Raw genomic sequence first — 16890 nt, forward strand, 5'->3', positions numbered from 1 at the left:
CTGGGTGTTCTCCCCTTCCGGAGACCCTATGACCTACCATTTCCGGCAAGCATTGGTCGCCATGCGCGGCAACTTTACAGCCACGCTGGCCACCCTAATGACCATGACCCTGACCCTGCTGATGCTGGGGTTCGTGCTGCTGCTGACGCTGAATGTGAACCGCACGCTGGAACAGCTGGAATCTCAGGTGGAGGTGGCGGCGTTCCTGAGCACAGGCACCGACGGGGCGGCGCTGCTTCGGCAGGTGCAGGGCTTTCCGCAGGTTCGCGAGGCCCGTCTGGTCAGCAGTGAACAGGTGCTGGAGGAGATGACCCGCGACTCTCCCTATGCCCGCGACGCCGTGGCACTGGTGGGCAATCCCTTTCCGACGACCCTCAGAATGCGGGTGGGGCGGGTGGAGGATTCGAGAGTAGTGGCCGCTGCTGTGGCGCGGTTGCCGGGCGTAGGCGACGTGGAATACGGCGCAGGCTACGTAGACCCTACCGTGCGGGCGCTGACGGCCATTCGCGCTGCCGGATACGGCCTGGTGGGCCTTCTACTGCTCGGCACACTCTTCAACATTCTGAATGCCGTGCGGGTCGCCATGTACGCCCGCCGCAACGAAATCAGTGTGATGCGCCTGCTGGGAGCTACACGCGGCTTTATCCGGATGCCGCATGTCATAGAGGGCGTGCTGCTGGGTGTGCTGGCCGGGGCAGTGGCGCTGGCCCTGCTGACGCCTGCCTATTTTGAATTGGCCCGCCGCGTGCAACTGCTTGCGCCCGTGTTCCCGGTGGTCACTGATCCGGCCACCCTGACCCCGATTCTGGGGGGCGTGGCGCTGCTGGGCATCACGATTGGCCTGCTGGGCAGCCTGTTCGCATCCCGCCGCTATTTGCAGGAGCTGGAATAGTGCGGCTCAGAAGGCAGGCCGCATTGCTGTTGGTTTCGGCGGCGCTGCTGGCGGGGGCACAGACCACCTCCGAACGGCTGGAGCAGTTGCAACGCGATCTTCAGCAGCAGCGGCAACTGAACGCGGCGCAGGCGCAGGAGCTGGAGCGGGTGCGGAACACCATCCAGAACCTGACCGTGCAGCAAAAAGCCACCCTGACCCGCCTGGACGGACTGGGCCGCAACGTGACGCAGCTGGTGAATGAGGTAGCGACGCTGGCGGCCCGCACCCGACTGGCCGAACAACTGCTGGCCGATACCACCGCCGCCAAAGGCCGCACCGAAACGCGGGTATCGCGCCTACAAGAAGACGTGCGCCAGATTCTGAATACCCTCTACCGCGAGCGCAGTGGGCGGTATCTGCAACTGCTGTCTCAGTCCCGCAGTCTGTCGGATTTGCTGATTCGGCTCAGCTACAACAACATGGCAGGCAAATACAACGTGCAGATCATAGAAACGCTGCGCTCTGAGGTGGCCTCCTTGAAGAACCAGGAGGCGCAGCAGGCCCAGCAGACCGCCGCCCTGAAGGATTTGCAGACGCAGCGGGCCGAGGTCTTGGCGAACCTCAAAGACCGCCGCCAGGAACAGCAGACGTTACTGGCGAGCCTTCAGAAATCGGAACAGGGCCAGCGCACGATTGCCGCCCAGACTCAGGCCGAGCAAGCCCTGACCGGGCGCACCATAGACAACCTGGTGGGAGCGGTGGTGCAGGAACGCGCCCGCATAGAGGCCGAACGTCAGCGCCGATTGGAAGAAGAACGCCAGCGCCGATTGGCCGAGTTGCGCCGGATTCGGGAGGCCCAGGAACGTGCCCGCATAGAGGCGGCACGCCTGGCTGCCGTGCGTGCTGCACAGGAACGCGCCGCCAGAATCGAGGCGGCACGCGTGGAAGCGGCCCGGATCGAGGCGGCGAGGGTAGAGGCTGCACGGGTTCAGGCTGCGCGGGCGGAAGCGGCACGCATTCAATCGGCCCAGCGTCAGGCGGCCCAGGAGAAACTGGCCCGCGAGCAGCAGCAACGCGCCCAGGCCGAACGCGAACGCCTGGCGCGGGCGCAAGAAGCCCGTGCGTTGGCCCAGCGCAGCGCCGCCGCCGCCCAGAGCACCCGCCGCGCCGCCGTGCAGCAGGAGCAGGAGCAGTTGGCCCAGCAGCGCCAGGAGGCCGAGGCCGCGCAGGTGCGGGTCGAGCAAGAGCTTGCGCCGCTGCCCCCTGCCAGTGGCCCCGCTGGGTTCCCTTTGCCGGGCGGCCAAGTGTCGCAGGGCTACGGGGCCAACGGCGCGCAGTGGGTGGTACTGAGTGCGCCGGGAGGCACGCAGGCTGCCGCTACCGCTGCGGGCAACGTGATTGCTGCCACCTATTACAACAGCCTCGGCTGGGTCATTCTGGTGGATCATGGCCCCACCGTCAGCGCCTACTTTGGGCTACAGGATCCGCAGGTCAGCGTGGGCAACCGCGTGGCTCAGGGCACACCGCTGGGGGCCATCGGGGGCAGCCCTATTTTTGGCCCAGACCGGATGGCGTTCCAGCTCAACCGGGTAAATGGGGCAACCCGGCAGCCAGTAAATCCGGGGTTCTAGGGCGCTTCTCCATCCTCTATTCGTTCGGCGAGGTCAGCGGCGCGGCTCAGGAATTCGGCCCACAGTGCATGTTCGTCGGCAGCGGGAGCCTGCTGCAACAGCCCTTCAATCTCCGCGAGCAACTCTGTCGCCTTCGGTACGTCTTGGAGGGCCAAGGCAAGGTCGGCCCGCAGCAGCACAGCCTGCAGACGGTGTGCGGCTGGGGCCGAATCTACTTGCCGCAGCGCTTTGTCCAGAACTTTCGCGGCGGCGACCAAATCACCTTTGGATTCGCTGAGGGTTTCGGCCAGCTCGGTGGCCCGTTGCAAATCGGAAGAATCAACATCAGAAGAATCAGAGGTGGCTGGTTCGGTGTGTTGAACGAACCGAATCCAGTTGCCGCCCGGATCAATGACGTTGAAGGCCCCGTTTGCGCGTAAGCGTCCCAGTCGGGGAATCCCCTGCACGGGCACTCTGCCGTAAGCACCTCGCAAGGCTGCCGCAAACACTCCATGCATCGCCGTACCGTCTTCGATGATCACCAGACACGACGTATAGGACTGCGCGGGCTCCAACCCCTTGAGCACAAAAAAATGCAGGTCGATACCCCCGCGCCGCACACAGGCATACCCGTTGGGCGCACGTTGCTGGTAGGTCACCTCGAATCCCAGCAATGTATAAAACTCGGTCATGGGCAAAATGGCCGGACAAGGCAGCAGCGGAACCGTCCTTTCCAGAAACGTGGCTCTCTCTTGCAACATGATGTCTCCTTGGTTAACCGGGCAGAGTCGGGGGCGCTGTTTCAAAAGGGCGGCTCGGTCAACGACCTTAACAGTCAGCAGCATTGGTGGTCAAAAGGCTTAGAGCGTTTTCAGCCTGAAAACATTGGAAAACAGGGTGGCAGCTGAGGCCACAGCAATTGCCCCGTTTGCCCCTTGCCCCATGTGCCCCGGTCTGATACTCTTCCTCGGTGCGCTCCCGGTTGGCTGCTGACGGGCGTATGAACCCTGCCATCCTTGCAGGCGCTTTACCCTCAGTACACCCTAAATCCGAGGTTTTTCCCATGGTCAAGATTCGCCTTTCCCGCTTTGGTTCCGCCCACAACCCCCACTACCGTATCGTCGTGACCGATGTCCGCCGTCCCCGCGACGGTGGTTACATCGAGAACCTGGGCCACTACGACCCCCGCAAAACCAGCGAAACCTTCCTGAAGATCGACGCCGAACGCGCCGCCTACTGGATCGCCAACGGCGCTCAGCCTACCCAGACGGCCCGCCGCCTGCTGAAGTCTCAGGGCGTCAAGGTCGCATAAACCGAACATTCGGTTTGATCAAAGCTCCTTCGGGGGCTTTTTTTCTTGACGCTGTTTTTCTTGGCGCTGCGATTGGCGCAGTGATGGAGTCAAAACAGACATGAATTCGGCGTCAGGCGCAATGCTCTAGAATGCCGCTCATGAAAACCGACCCGGTAGACCTGACATTGTTTCTGGCACAGAGTGTGGTCGACCAACCCTCGCTGGTGCGGGTCGCCAAGCGTGGGCCGACAGTGGCGGTGCGCGTTGGCCCCGGCGAAGAAGGCCGGTTGATCGGGCGGCAGGGGCGCGTGATTCAGGCGATTCGGACGCTGGTGCGGGCTGTCAGCGACCCCCGCGAGCGCCTGAATGTCGATCTGGATGCGCCGCGCAAACAGCAGTAATCCTCTCTTTCTGACTAAAAAGTAGGCTGCATGAGACAGACCACACGAACTGGCACCACACCAACCGGGCAGCAGATATGACCGCGCCCGCCGACACCACCCGACTGGGCTATTTTCTGGGGCCACATGGCGTGCAGGGCGGCATCAAGCTGTACGTGCTGGGCGACGCAGGCCAAATTCTGAGCCTGCCCCGCGTGTATGTCGAGGGGCGCGGTTGGCTGCGAATCCGCCGGGTCGATCCTCTGGCTCCCGGCGTGGCCCTGCAACTGGCCGGAATAACTGACCGGGAGGGCGCAGAACCCCTGCGCGGCGCGAACGTGTACGCCGCCGACGCCGATCTGCCGGGGTTGGAAGAAGGGAGTTTCTATTACCACGACCTGCGCGGCCTGCCCTTGTTGAATACGGCGGGCACAGTGTTGGGCGAGGTCAGTGACGTGATAGACGCTGGGCCGCAGGATTTATTGGTGGTGCAGCACGCGGGCAAAGAATTTTTGTTGCCCCTGCAAGCGCCCTACATAGACGTGCAGACTGAGGCAGGCCGCCCCGTGCGCGTGGTGATGACTGAAGACGCGCCCGCTGGCCTGCTGGACGATGACGGCGACCAATAGCACGGCGAAGAGCAGGAGCCTGCACCCATGCTGACGTTTTCCTTCCTGACGCTGTTTCCGGAATTGCTGGCCCCCTTTGCGCGGGAGGCGATTGTGGGCAAGGCGCGGGAACGTGACCTGATTGACGTGCAGTTGGTGAATCTGCGCGATTTTGCGGGCAACCGACACGCCAAAGTGGACGACACGCCCTACGGCGGCGGCGCAGGCATGGTCATCCGGGTAGATGTGGCCGAACGTGCGCTGGCAAGCGTGCCGGAAGCCGATGAGGTCATTTTGTTCAGTCCGGCGGGGCAGCCGTTTACTCAGGCGGTGGCCGAGGAATTGAGCGGCAAGCGGCATCTGGTATTCCTGTGCGGGCGCTACGAGGGGTTTGACGCACGGGTGGAAACGCGGGTCACGCGGGAACTGAGCATCGGGGATTTTGTGATGATGGGCGGGGAAGCTGCCGCCGCCTGCGTGCTGGAAGCGGTGGCGCGGTTGGTGCCGGGAGTCATAGGAGACGCCGATTCTCACCGCGCCGATTCCTTCTCCAGCGGCCTGCTGGACTACCCCGAATACACCCGCCCGCTGGACTGGGGGGGCGAACCCGTGCCCGACGTTCTGCGCGGCGGCAATCACGCGGCTATTGCGACGTGGCGCAGGCAAGAAGCTCTGGCCCGCACGCTCGCCCGCCGCCCAGATTTGCTGGCCTCGACTACGCTCACGCCCCAAGACAGTGCACATCTGCTCACTCTTGGCGCATCGGCAGAGCAGCTCAAGACCTGGAATGCTCCGCCGCCACCCGTGCCCAAACGGAAGCGCAAGCGCAGCACTCCTTCGACCCTTCAAGACCAATCTAAAGTTCCAGCCAATGATGCGACCCCTGAATAGTAAGCTCTGCCGGAGGGCTTCTGTAGCTTCCGCACAAGTCATGACCCCTGTTCAGGGCGCAGGATAAGCAGAACATGTCCGCGTCTCCGGTTGTCCCGCTTTTTCCCTTGCCAAACCTCGTGCTGTTTCCGGGGCAAGTGCTGCCGCTCTATGTCTTCGAACCACGCTACCGGGCGCTGCTGGCACGCGTGCAGGAAACGGGCGAACCATTCGGCGTCGTGCGGGTGCGCGAAACCAGCAACGAGTCCAATCTGCCCTTCCATGAACGGGTGTCTAAAGTGGGCAGTTACGCCCACCTGATGCAGGCGCAGGGCCACGAAGACGGCACGAGCAGCATTATCGTGGTCGGCGGCGACCGCTTCCGCATTCAGGACTTTGACCTGACCGAGCCGTTCCTGAGCGCCACCGTGGAAGACTGGCCGCTGGAACCCGATCCCCTTGGGCTTCCCGCCACTGAAGCTGTAGCCCGCCGCCTGCTGGCCGACCTGCTGAGACTAAGGGCCAGCGACGCCGCCGCCATCCGCGACAACGCCCCCGACGAACCGCTGCTGCTCGCCAGTTTCGCCGCCGCCCTGTTACCGCTTACGCCCGAGCAGCGGGAGGAGGCTCTGGAAGGCAAGACACTGCTAGACCGCTTGGACGTACTGATGTCCACGGTTCCGGCGGGGGCGCGGGAACTGAATTAGGGAAGTTGTCAGCAAATCAAACGGCGCTGGAGTTGAATCACTCAGCGCCGTTTTTGTGGGTCAAGATCAGGCTTTAGAAGACCACCGTTTTATTCCCGTACACCAGCACCCGGTCTTCTACATGGGCTTTGACAGCGCGGGCCAACACCTGCCGCTCCACGTCGCGGCCCATTCGCATCAGTGAATCAGGCGTTTCGCGGTGGGTGACCGGAATCACGTCCTGGGCAATGATCGGCCCGGCGTCGAGTTCCTCAGTCACGTAGTGGCTGGTGGCACCGATCAGCTTGACCCCCCGGTTAAAGGCAGCGCGGTAGGGGTTGGCCCCGATAAACGCAGGCAGAAAAGAATGGTGAATGTTGATGACCGGACGGCCAAAGCCCCGCAAAAAGTCGCCGCTCAGGATCTGCATGTAGCGGGCCAGGACGGCAAAATCGGCCCCCGCCTCATGCATCAGGCGCACCTGCTCGGCCTCGGCTTCGGCCTTGTTTTCTTTGGTCACGGGCACCACATGAAAGGGAATGCCGAACATATCGGCGTCGCGGCGCAGGTCTTCATGGTTAGAGATGATCAGCGGAATCTCTATGTGCAGTTCGCCCCGGCGTTTGCGCCACAGCAAGTCCAGAAAACAGTGGTCGTAGCGGCTGACCAGAATCGCCATGCGCTTGGGCTGGGCGGTGTAATTCACGCGCCACTGCATCTCGAAGGGTTGGGCGATGACGCCTTCAAAGGCCCGCTCGAATGCGCCGCGTGCCAGATCCAGGCCGTCCAGGTGAAACTCCATTCGCATAAAAAACTGGCCGCCGCTGGGGTCGGTGGTGTGCTGGTCGGAATGCAGGATATTCGCGCCGTGATTGAGGAGAAACTGCGATACGGCGGCCACGATGCCCTTGCGGTCTGGGCAGGCGATGGTCAGGGTGGCCGTGTTGTTGGGGTCGGGCCGGGTAGGTTCGGATACACCCGGAGCGGATTTCGGGGAGTGGGATAGAGTGGGGTCAAGCGGGGCCGTCATAGCCGAGCAGGATAGCACCGGGCTGGATGGTCAGCAGCGGGGCGGGCTATCTGCACACGAACTTTCAGGAACGAGTGGGCCAGATTCGGCGTCTTCTCGGAAAGGTTGCCTGAACAAAACGTGGACGCCCGATCAGAGAACAACGCTCCAGTTCAGTCCTCTGCCCAGTTCAGTCCTGTAAACAGAGCCGATGCAGTAGGCTGGCCCGCGTGCAGAACAATCCAGAAGCGACTTCAGAAGCAACCCAGTTGGCCTACGATCCGCGCCCGCATGCCGAATTGCTGGTGGCGTACTGCCTGAATGTGCAGCCGAGTGAGCGCATTTTGATTGCAAGCGGCGTGGTGGGCCTGCCCCTCGTGCGCGAAGTGGCCCGCGCCATGTTGCGAGCAGGCGGGCGGCCAGCAGTGCGGCTAGAGTATCCGGGCCAAGACGATGACGTGGCGGCACTAGCCGCGGACGGTGTACTGGACGTGCTTCATCCCGCAGAGTTGGCCGATATGGAAGGCATGGATGGCACCTTGCGAATCCTGACGCCCGAAGCGGGCCGAGTGGATGCGGTGGACGCCCGCCGCCGCGCCCGCCTGGCCGCTGCCCGCTCACCACTGGCCGCCGCCCGCGCCCGCAAAAAATGGAGCCTGACGCTGTTTCCCACCGCGCATGCTGCCGCCCAAGCTGGCATGACCGAGGCCGACTTCGGCGCGTTCGTGATGCGGGCCATGTTCCTGGATCGCCCCGACCCGGTGGCCGCATGGGGCGAGGTGCGCGAACTTCAGGCCCGCCTGATAGACCGATTGAGCCGCGCCGATACGGTAAAACTAGAAGCCCCTGGCACCGACCTGACCCTGCGCGTGGGTGGGCGAACCTGGGCCAACAGCGACGGCAAACGCAACATGCCCAGCGGCGAGGTCTTTACCGGGCCGATTGAAAACAGCGCCAACGGATTTATTACGTTTGACGTGCCCGCCGAATACGCGGGTGTGATGGTGCGCGGCGCACGGCTGGAATTCCGGGACGGCGTGGTGGTGGATGCGCGTGCCGACGAAGGCGAAAGCACCCTGTTGGCCGCTCTGAACACCGACTCCGGCGCACGCAGTCTAGGCGAACTGGGCATCGGCTCCAACAGCGGCATTCAGACGCCTACAGGCAACATTCTGTTCGATGAAAAGATCGGTGGCACGGTGCATCTGGCGCTGGGCCGCTCGTATCCAGAAACGGGTGGCGTGAACGCCAGCGCGATTCACTGGGATCTGATTGCAGACTTGCGGCAGGGCGGGCGGATTCTGTTGGACGGCGAGGTCTGGCAGGAAAACGGGCAGTTTTTGTAATGATCAAAAGCGTCCGGCCTGAATCCAATGCTGAGGATTCAAGCCGGGCGGCTTATAGAATTAGCTCTTTCCCTTACACCCGCGTCAAATCTTTGGGCAGCGGCAGGAATTCAATCTCAGGGTGCTGTTCCTGCGTATAGCTCAGGTCATATTTAGACCTGAACAACATGACCGGGCGGCCCTGATCGTCTTCCACGTGGCGGGCAAAGCGGGCCACAGAATTGGCGTCGCCCGCCAGCCAACGCACCAGTTGGTAAGACGTGACGTTCATCTCCACGTCCACGCCGTATTCTTCCAACAACCGGGCCTGAAAGACCTCGAATTGCAGCGGGCCTACAGCGCCAAGGTACGGATCGCGTGCGCCGTCGGTGGGGTAGAACACCTGCACCACGCCTTCTTCTGCCAGTTGCTGGAGGCCCTTCATAAACGCCTTGCGCTTGCCCACGTCGCGCAGGCCGAGGGTGGCAAAGGTTTCGGGCGTAAAGCGCGGGAAGCTGGGCAGCACGACTTTGCCGTTCACGCTGATCACGTCGCCAATCTGAAACACGCCAGGGTTGACCAGTCCCACGATGTCGCCGGGGTAGGCGTCCTCGACTTTTTCGCGGTCTTGGGCAAACAGGGTATGCGCCTGCGAAAGCCGCAGCTTGCGCCCCGTGCGGGTGTGGGTCACGTCCATGCCGCGCTCGAAATGCCCGCTCATGACGCGCATATAGGCGGTGCGGTCTCGGTGCTGCTTGCTCATGTTGGCCTGCAATTTGAAAATAAATCCGGCAAACGGCGCTTCCGGCTCGCGCTCGCCCAGATTGGTGTCGGTGGGGCCGGGAGGCGGCGCGAGTTCCACAAAGTTGCTGAGGAAATGCTCGATGCCGAAATTGTTCATGGCACTCCCGAAGAAGACGGGCGTCAGTTCGCCGCTCAGAAACTCGGCAGCGTCGAATTCGGGCAGGGCGGCGGTGATCAGTTCCACGTCGTGGCGCAGTTTGGCGGCCAAATCCGCGCCGACGAGGCCCACCAGTTTGGGATCATCCAAGCCCGCCGTCTGCATCGGCGCACGCTGCTTGCCGCCTGCCGTGCGCTCGAAGGCCAGCACCTGCTTGGTTTGCAGGTCGTACACGCCCTTAAAGTCGGGGCCGTCGCCAATCGGCCACGTTAGCGGCACCACCGTGATTTTCAGAATGTTCTCGATCTGCTCCAAGAGTTCAAAGGGGTCTTGGGCGGGCCTATCCATTTTGTTGACGAAAGTCAGAATGGGAATGCCCCGGTTGCGGCACACCGCGAACAGCTTTTCAGTCTGCGTCTGTACCCCACGCGCCGCGTCCAGCACCATCAGGGCGCTGTCGGCGGCGGTCAGGGTGCGGTAGGTATCCTCACTGAAATCCTGGTGTCCGGGCGTATCCAGCAGGTTGATGTGGCGGCCCGAAAACTCGAAGGTCAGCGCCGAACTGGAAATAGAAATCCCGCGCTGCTGTTCGATGCTCATCCAGTCGGACTTGGTGTGCGAGCGGCCTTCCTTGGCGGTCACGCTCCCCGCTTCCAGAATCGCGCCGCCGTACAACAACAGCTTTTCGGTAATGGTGGTTTTGCCCGCGTCCGGGTGAGAAATAATGGCAAAGGTACGGCGGCGGGCGATTTCGGTGGTCAGGGTCTTGTCGGCCAATGCTGCGGCCTTCTCGGTGGCAGTGGGTTCGATAAGATTGGATTCGGTCAGTGTAGATTCGGCTTGTGTTTCGGGTACGGCGGCCCCGTCCTGCACGTCAAGCTGGGTAGGAAGACTGGTCATAAAAACTCCTGCGGGCCTGATTGGGAACGGCCCGAATGGTGAATCGCTGCTGGTTCTTGAGACTGTGTTCTTGAGGCTGGGTGGTCGCGCCTTCAACTCACGCTTGGGACAGTGCCGCTCGCATTGCGAGCCTCGCCAAAAAGCGGGCAACCTCTCTATTCCCGCTACACTGTCTTCTCTTGGCCTCTCGCTTTATTCGGTTCATCCAGAAATGAACTTCGAGTTAGCTAGGTTGGCGTTAGGCGGCGCGTCATGCACTCAGTATAACGCGTCAGGCTTCCGCGTCGGCGGGGTCAATGCCGCACCACAGCATCAGGGTAACGCGGAGTCCGGCCACATCCAGCAGATTCATGGCCGCCAGAATCGCCGCCGTCACCTTCCCGCGGTCAGACGGATCAGGATAAAACCCGTTTTCTTCCAAGACATTGAGCATGACCTGCAGGGCGGTGCGCTTGTTACCGTCGCTGAAGCCGTGATCGTGGGCCAAGGTGTAGCCAATCGCCGCCAATTTAGTAAAGAACGTAGGGTAAGCATCTTCGCCGCCCTAAGACGTCACGCGCTTGTTGACCGCACTTTCAATCACGCCGATATGGGCCACACCTGCGCGGCCTTCCGACACTTCCAGAACATCGTCATGGAGTTCAGGCACATATATTTTTGTGGGTAAGTCCATGCCCCGGTAGCGGTAGAAATAGGTGCTGGACAGTGGGCCAGCCATCCGCTACAGCTTGGCGAGCGTCTGCAGGGCGCGGGCGTTGCGTTTAACACTCTCTTTCATTTCGGCACGTATTTCGGCCTCCGTGCGGGGCGGTTTGGATTCCCGCTTCACCTCTTGGGCACGCAAATAGTCTTGAGCTTGATCTTGTGAATTGTTATTGACAGTCATCTCTTCCCATCCCCCGCTGGACGGCGCTCGCTCCTGCTATGCTACAGCCCACGCCCCGGCTTTCTGACCACCCACACCCTGTTCAGCAAAAATCCAGCCAACCCAATTCTTTCGGATGACGCGACTACATGAGAAGCGTGTTAGCGTAGCTCATGACCCCATCGGTGCGCTTGCCCAGCGCCATTATTGCTACCGCTATCGCCTCTGTCGCCTTTTTCGCCACCGGATTTGTCGTCGTGCGGGGGCTGGCCGATGTCAAGAACGCCAGCGATGTGATCAATGTAACGGGCAGCGCCAAGCGCAATATCACCAGCGATCTGGCGGGATGGACATTCACGGTTCGCAGCAGCGACGACACCAATCTGCAAAATGCTTACAAGGCTTTTCAGGGGGCGCAGCCTGCCATAGACGCCTTTTTGCGGGCGCAGACCTTTTCTGCCTCCGAACTGCGGCGCGAACCGGTAAATGCGGGGCCACAAAATTACGTGGTGATTGAGGATGTGAACGGCGAAAATGCTGAAGTGGAGCGTACCCGTTACGTGGTCAGCCAGACGTTCCGGGTGCAGTCGGGCAACATTGCCAAGCTGCAAAGCGCGGTGGGCGCGGCGACGTCGGCATTTGTAAATGCCAGCACGGGCGGCCTCAGCATCGAAAGCGGCGACGTGCAGTACCTGTACACCAAGCTGAGCGACGTGCGCGTACAACTGCTGGAAGAAGCCAGCAAAGACGCCCAACGTCGCGCTCAGGCAATTGCCCAGAGTGCGGGAAACTCCATCGGGGCCGTGAAGAATGCCCGCGTGGGCGTGTTCCAGATTACGCCCCGCTTTGAAACCAGCGTAGAAGACACGGGCAGCTACGACACGACGGCGCTGGAAAAAGACGTGACGGCGGTGGTGGAGATTGACTTTGTGGTGAAGTAGGCGGAGGTTGTGAGGGCTTGGTCTAGGGGTCAAGGGTCTGAGGTTTTTTGCGTCGGGGCGGGCATAAAGCCAAACCGCCTTTCTACAAACCCAATCCCAAGACCGGACTGACCCAGCACCCTAGACCTTTAGACCCTTAGACGCGCCACCCACGATGCCAAACGCATCCAAAGCCGCATCCAACGTCCCCAACCGCGCCGCGATCAGCGTTTGGGGATTTTTGTTATAGCCGCCTGCCATGACCAACACCAATGGAATACCGCGCAGAGCGGCCCAGCGGCACACGCGATCATCCCGCTCGCGCACCCCGGCGGGCGTGAGGGCGAGGCGGCCCAACTGATCGCCTTCCAGCACATCGGCACCGGCGAGGTAGAAGACAAAATCAGGGGCGAAAGCGTGCAGTGCGGGGAACACGGAACCTCGCAGCGCAGCCAGATAAGCCTCGTCACCCGTGCCATCGGGCAGTGCCACGTCCAGCCCACTCACCTCCTTCTGAAACGGGTAATTGTTGGCCCCATGCACGCTGATGGTGAGCACGCGGGATTCGGCGGCAAAGATGGACGCGGTGCCGTTGCCCTGATGCACATCCAGATCAACGACTGCAATCCGCGCCGCCCAGCCTTCATCTAACAACCACTGGGCGCTGATTGCCACATCGTTCAGGAAGGAAAACCCTTCGGCGTGAGCGCGGTAGGCGTGGTGCGTGCCGCCGCCCAGATTGATGCCGAGGCCCAAGGCCAAAGCGTCGTGTGTGGCGGCCAAGGTTGCGCCGCTGCTGGCAAGGCCGCGCTCTACCACAGCAGGCGACCAAGCGAATCCCAGCGCCCGTTCCTCCGCCCGCGTGACCTCTCCGGCCCGCCAGCGACGCAGATAATCGGTGTCGTGGACACGCTCGGCCAATGCCCAGTCCAGTACCGGGGCATCCAGGAGGGGCAGCCTCTCCCCTGCTCCGGCAAGCAACGGTTCACGGAATTCGGCGGGCAAGAACTGACGGCGTGGCGGCGGGCCAACCGAGAACGACGTACCGAGAAAGGCCGTGAAGGCGCGGTAGGGATGTGGGAAGCTGGACACTGGATTCAGCCTATCCTGCAGGCATGGCCGTGACCCTGCGTCCACTTCGACCCGGCGACGAGCAAGTCGCCGTGCGCTGGGCCGCTGACCCGGAATTCTGCCTGGCGGCAGGCTGGACGCCCCGGCTCGCCCCGCGTCTGATCAACAGGCACTGGCAACTCCTGATTGCCGGAACCGGGCCGGACTTTTTGCGGTTGGGAATAGAGGAAAACGGGCAACTGGTGGGCTACGTAGACCTCGCCAACAGACAGGCCCACACGGCAGAACTGGGCGTGGCGATTGGCGAACGGGCGCAGTGGGGGCGTGGGCTGGCGGCTGAAGCGTGCAGATTGATGCTGGCACAGGCTTTTGGCCCACTTGGACTAACGACCGTCACCGCACAGGTTCATGCGCCCAACGCACGCTCTCATCGCCTGATGCTGGGGCTGGGATTCACAGTGGTGGGCCGGGCTGAGCCGGAAGTGTACCGGGGCCAGATGGTAGAAGTGATTTGCTATGGGCTCCGGCGGGCCGACGTTCAGCAGGCTTCCGCACCACCCTAGCCGTTCGGACAGGCTGCGGCCCCCACCATTCGCCCGGCGCGGATCTGGCCTTTCAGACGCATTCTATGGGCATGACGAATACAAACGGTATGAACTTCAGCGACCTGAGCAAGATCTCGGAGAGCTTAGCGGACGCCACGCAAACGGCGGGACACTCGGTGGTGACGGTATTGACTGGCGGCCCAGCCACCGTAAGCGGCACAGTGGTCGCAGATGGACAGGTTTTGACCGCGGGGCACGTGCTGCACGGCGACGAGGTGAAGGTGCGCACGGCAGATGGTCGGGAATTGGCCGCCACAGTGGCAGGCCGTGACCCCTCCACCGATCTGGCCCTCCTACGGATTGAGGGGCTGAATATGCCCGCCATGACCGCGAGCAACGGAGCGCGGGTGGGGGAATTGCTGCTGGCTGTGGGCCGCCCTATGCACGGGCTACAGGTCACATTGGGCCTGATGGAACGCGCCGAACCACCCCAGCGTGGGCCGATGCGCGGCTGGCTGGATGCCGGAGCCGCACCTTTTCGCGGAGTGACTGGGGGCGCACTTGTGGACGCACGCGGCGGCCTGGTCGGTATTTTGAATGCGGGCGTGAGCCGGGGAACCCTGCTGGCCGTGCCCGCGGCCCGTGCCCTCAGGGTGGCCGAACTGCTGAACACGGCGGGACGTGTGCCGCGTGGCTATCTGGGATTGGCAACTCAACCTGTTCATTTTCCTGATAACCAACAGCCCAAAACGCAGGCCGAAGCGGGCAGCGATGCACCCAAGCCCGAAGAACGCGGCGGGCGCGGCGAGCATGAGCCACGGCGGGGAGCCGGACGGGGCGAACGCGGCGGCCCCATGTGGGATGGACGAGGCGATGGCAGGCGTGATGGACGCGGTTGGAATGGACGCGGTGGCCCTGGTTGGGGTGGCCCGCAGGGGTTTGGTCAACCCGGTTTTGGTCGACACAGTGGCCGCGTCGGACTGACGGTGGTGCAGGTGGAAGCAGGCAGCCCCGCCGCCCAGGCAGGTCTCCTGGTCGGTGACGTGCTGCTGGCGCTGGATGGTCAGGCGGTGCGGCACCCCGGCGAACTGCTGCAACGGGTGCGCGAGCGGGCCGGAGAAACGCTGACCGTGCGGGTGCTGCGCGGTGGTCAGGAAACCGACGTCACCGTGACAGTTGGAGAACGCTGAGGCCTTGCCCCGCGTGCAGCCACCCTCACCTTTGCGGCCCCAGCGCGTAGCATCAGCCATGACTGAGCCCGCCGCATTGCCCGAGCAGTTGGCACCCAGTCACCTGCTGCCCTCGGTGCGGGTGGCGGTGCGCTCCGCGATGTTGCGGGCCGGGGTAGAAAGCCTGCTGGTGGCGGCAGGCCTGAGTGTCCAGAGCAACAACGACCACACCGAAACAGACGTGCTGATGGTGGACGATGCGTGGCTGACCGACCTTGACGCACTAACAGACTCTGTAGCCGCATCTGGGGCAATCGTGGCGCTCGGGACAGGAGCCTGGGCGAATCTGCTGCCCGAACTGACGGGCGGTGGCTGGGCTGTACTGAGTGCCGATGCCACGCCCGCCGAACTCTTGGCCGGAGTCCTGGGTGCGGCGGCAGGGTTGGTGGTGATGCCGCCCGCGCTATTTCAGAGCGCAGAGCCGGAAGCCGACGACACCGACTCCCCGCCTTCCGACGTGACCCTGACGCCCCGCGAACACGACGTGTTGGTGCTGCTGGCAGAAGGCCTGAGCAACAAACGGGCGGCGCGGGAACTGGGCGTTACGGAGAGCACCATCAAGTTTCATGTGCAGGCGGTGTATTCCAAATTGGGTGTACAGAGCCGCGCTGGAGCTGTGGCACGCGGGATTGGGCTGGGACTGGTGAGTGTGTGAGGCGGACAGTCGCCAGCAGACAACCCTTTCGAATTTACATTTACGGTTATTCCAATTTAACCAGTATTCCAATTCAGCAAAATTCAGCCCGGTTCCTCCACTCAGCACAGGAAGAATGGGGCTGAACTCTTTCCGGCGGCTCCTACCTGTTTACGCTGCCCATGTCTGCGTAGCGCTCCCCGCTGGCCGCGCCCACTGGGAATACGGTGTCAATGGCGGCCAGATCATCGGCGCTCAGTTGCACGTCTACTGCGCCGAGGTTGTCTTCCAGGTATTTCACGCGCTTGGTGCCGGGAATGGGCACGATGTCTTGGCCCTGCGCCAGCACCCACGCCAGCGCCAATTGCGAGGGCGTGCAACCCTTCTGGGCTGCCAACTGCTCGACCTGCCGCACCAGATCCAGATTCTTCTGGAAGTGTTCGCCCTGAAAGCGCGGGCTGTAGCGGCGGAAATCGTCGGGCGCAAAGTCGTCGGGCGTCTGAATCTGTCCGGTCAGAAAACCACGTCCCAGAGGGCTATAAGGCACGAAGCCGACGCCCAGTTCGCGGCACACGTCCAGCACGCCGTTCTGTTCAGGGTCACGCGTCCACAGGCTGTATTCGCTCTGTACGGCGGTGATGGGATGCACGGCGTGGGCGCGGCGCAACGTGTCGGCGCTGACTTCAGAGAGGCCGAGGTAACGCACTTTGCCCTGCTGTACCAGACTCGCCATCGCGCCCACCGTGTCTTCGATGGGCGTGGTGGGGTCTACGCGGTGCAGGTAATACAGGTCGATATGGTCGATGTTCAGGCGCTTCAGACTGGCTTCGGCGGCCTGCTGCACGTACTCCGGCTTGCCACTGATGCTCCGCATGCGGTTGTCGGGGCCGCGCTGAATGCCGAACTTGGTCGCCAGCACCACGCGCTCACGCTTTCCGGCCAGCCAGCGGCCCAGCAGCTCTTCGTTGGTATAGGGGCCGTACATGTCGGCGGTGTCGTAAAAAGTCACGCCCAGTTCGAGGGCGCGGTCTAGCGTGCGGATATTTTCGGTCTCGTCGGCGTCGCCGTAAAACTCGCTCATGCCCATGCAGCCGAGGCCGAGGGCAGACACACGTAGGGAACCAAGTTAGCGGGCAGGCAGCGAGGTGGAAGGAAACTGGGTCATGGAA

Annotated in this window: 20 protein-coding genes; 12 read left to right on the forward strand and 8 right to left on the reverse strand. The window is 62.6% G+C overall.

Features of this window, described 5'->3' with window-relative positions; all coding sequences use genetic code 11:
* The first annotated feature begins 28 nt into the window (after positions 1 to 28).
* Entirely contained in the window at positions 29 to 892 is an 864-nt protein-coding gene (locus M1R55_RS15020; protein WP_249392529.1) for an ABC transporter permease, read from the forward strand.
* Complete coding sequence (locus tag M1R55_RS15025) at positions 892 to 2505, forward strand: M23 family metallopeptidase (RefSeq protein ID WP_249392530.1); 1614 nt, start codon at positions 892 to 894, stop codon at positions 2503 to 2505. Before M1R55_RS15020 ends, M1R55_RS15025 begins: the two co-directional genes overlap by 1 nt.
* Here M1R55_RS15025 and M1R55_RS15030 read toward each other — a convergent pair.
* Positions 2502 to 3245 carry a hypothetical protein gene (locus M1R55_RS15030; protein ID WP_249392531.1) on the reverse strand — a complete coding sequence of 248 codons (744 nt, stop codon included), beginning with the start codon at positions 3243 to 3245 and terminating at the stop codon, positions 2502 to 2504. The two genes, M1R55_RS15025 and M1R55_RS15030, sit on opposite strands and share 4 nt — an antisense overlap.
* A gap of 302 nt (positions 3246 to 3547) precedes the next feature.
* Here M1R55_RS15030 and rpsP point away from each other — a divergent pair, with 302 nt between their 5' ends.
* From rpsP to M1R55_RS15055, 5 genes are all read left to right on the forward strand, one after another.
* On the forward strand, positions 3548 to 3796 hold the full coding sequence (gene rpsP, locus M1R55_RS15035; RefSeq protein WP_249392532.1) for a 30S ribosomal protein S16: 249 nt from the start codon (positions 3548 to 3550) through the stop codon (positions 3794 to 3796).
* A 140-nt stretch (positions 3797 to 3936) separates the two neighbouring features.
* Positions 3937 to 4179, forward strand: coding sequence for a KH domain-containing protein (locus tag M1R55_RS15040; RefSeq protein WP_168733480.1), 243 nt, complete (start codon positions 3937 to 3939; stop codon positions 4177 to 4179).
* Between the two features lie 77 nt (positions 4180 to 4256).
* Positions 4257 to 4787 carry a ribosome maturation factor RimM gene (gene rimM / locus M1R55_RS15045; protein ID WP_249392533.1) on the forward strand — a complete coding sequence of 177 codons (531 nt, stop codon included), beginning with the start codon at positions 4257 to 4259 and terminating at the stop codon, positions 4785 to 4787.
* Between the two features lie 27 nt (positions 4788 to 4814).
* Positions 4815 to 5657, forward strand: a complete 843-nt coding sequence (trmD, locus tag M1R55_RS15050) for a tRNA (guanosine(37)-N1)-methyltransferase TrmD (protein WP_249392534.1) — start codon at positions 4815 to 4817, stop codon at positions 5655 to 5657.
* A 74-nt stretch (positions 5658 to 5731) separates the two neighbouring features.
* The gene (locus M1R55_RS15055) at positions 5732 to 6343 is read left to right on the forward strand and encodes an LON peptidase substrate-binding domain-containing protein (protein ID WP_249392535.1); all 612 of its coding nucleotides are present in this window, start codon (positions 5732 to 5734) and stop codon (positions 6341 to 6343) included.
* Positions 6344 to 6416: 73 nt separating this feature from the next.
* Here M1R55_RS15055 and purU read toward each other — a convergent pair whose 3' ends face one another.
* Positions 6417 to 7352, reverse strand: coding sequence for a formyltetrahydrofolate deformylase (gene purU, locus M1R55_RS15060; RefSeq protein ID WP_249392536.1), 936 nt, complete (start codon positions 7350 to 7352; stop codon positions 6417 to 6419).
* 209 nt (positions 7353 to 7561) lie between these two features.
* Between purU and M1R55_RS15065 the strand changes: the two genes are divergently transcribed.
* Positions 7562 to 8677, forward strand: coding sequence for an aminopeptidase (locus M1R55_RS15065; protein WP_249392537.1), 1116 nt, complete (start codon positions 7562 to 7564; stop codon positions 8675 to 8677).
* A 73-nt stretch (positions 8678 to 8750) separates the two neighbouring features.
* On the opposite strand, the gene M1R55_RS15070 is transcribed toward M1R55_RS15065, so the two are convergent.
* From M1R55_RS15070 to M1R55_RS15085, 4 genes are all read right to left on the reverse strand, one after another.
* The gene (locus M1R55_RS15070) at positions 8751 to 10457 is read right to left on the reverse strand and encodes a peptide chain release factor 3 (protein WP_249392538.1); all 1707 of its coding nucleotides are present in this window, start codon (positions 10455 to 10457) and stop codon (positions 8751 to 8753) included.
* Positions 10458 to 10728: 271 nt separating this feature from the next.
* The gene (locus M1R55_RS15075) at positions 10729 to 10965 is read right to left on the reverse strand and encodes a Fic family protein (protein ID WP_249392539.1); all 237 of its coding nucleotides are present in this window, start codon (positions 10963 to 10965) and stop codon (positions 10729 to 10731) included.
* Between the two features lie 36 nt (positions 10966 to 11001).
* Positions 11002 to 11175 carry a hypothetical protein gene (locus tag M1R55_RS15080; protein ID WP_249392540.1) on the reverse strand — a complete coding sequence of 58 codons (174 nt, stop codon included), beginning with the start codon at positions 11173 to 11175 and terminating at the stop codon, positions 11002 to 11004.
* 3 nt (positions 11176 to 11178) lie between these two features.
* The gene (locus M1R55_RS15085) at positions 11179 to 11343 is read right to left on the reverse strand and encodes a hypothetical protein (protein WP_249392541.1); all 165 of its coding nucleotides are present in this window, start codon (positions 11341 to 11343) and stop codon (positions 11179 to 11181) included.
* Between the two features lie 152 nt (positions 11344 to 11495).
* Between M1R55_RS15085 and M1R55_RS15090 the strand changes: the two genes are divergently transcribed.
* Positions 11496 to 12263, forward strand: coding sequence for an SIMPL domain-containing protein (locus M1R55_RS15090; protein ID WP_249392542.1), 768 nt, complete (start codon positions 11496 to 11498; stop codon positions 12261 to 12263).
* Between the two features lie 120 nt (positions 12264 to 12383).
* Here M1R55_RS15090 and M1R55_RS15095 read toward each other — a convergent pair whose 3' ends face one another.
* Positions 12384 to 13334 carry a histone deacetylase gene (locus M1R55_RS15095; protein ID WP_249392543.1) on the reverse strand — a complete coding sequence of 317 codons (951 nt, stop codon included), beginning with the start codon at positions 13332 to 13334 and terminating at the stop codon, positions 12384 to 12386.
* Positions 13335 to 13357: 23 nt separating this feature from the next.
* On the opposite strand from M1R55_RS15095, the gene M1R55_RS15100 reads away from it, so the two are divergent.
* From M1R55_RS15100 to M1R55_RS15110, 3 genes are all read left to right on the forward strand, one after another.
* Positions 13358 to 13876 (forward strand): GNAT family N-acetyltransferase, encoded by a 519-nt coding sequence (locus M1R55_RS15100; RefSeq protein ID WP_249392544.1) that lies wholly within the window; start codon positions 13358 to 13360, stop codon positions 13874 to 13876.
* Between the two features lie 71 nt (positions 13877 to 13947).
* A complete protein-coding gene (locus M1R55_RS15105) occupies positions 13948 to 15048 on the forward strand; it encodes a S1C family serine protease (RefSeq protein WP_249392545.1) in 1101 nt (366 codons plus the stop codon).
* 58 nt (positions 15049 to 15106) lie between these two features.
* Complete coding sequence (locus M1R55_RS15110) at positions 15107 to 15742, forward strand: response regulator transcription factor (protein WP_249392546.1); 636 nt, start codon at positions 15107 to 15109, stop codon at positions 15740 to 15742.
* A 142-nt stretch (positions 15743 to 15884) separates the two neighbouring features.
* Here M1R55_RS15110 and M1R55_RS15115 read toward each other — a convergent pair whose 3' ends face one another.
* Positions 15885 to 16832 carry an aldo/keto reductase gene (locus M1R55_RS15115; RefSeq protein WP_249392547.1) on the reverse strand — a complete coding sequence of 316 codons (948 nt, stop codon included), beginning with the start codon at positions 16830 to 16832 and terminating at the stop codon, positions 15885 to 15887.
* Between the last annotated feature and the right edge of the window lie 58 nt (positions 16833 to 16890).

The organism is Deinococcus sp. QL22 (genome assembly GCF_023370075.1).
Taxonomy (GTDB): Bacteria; Deinococcota; Deinococci; order Deinococcales; family Deinococcaceae; genus Deinococcus.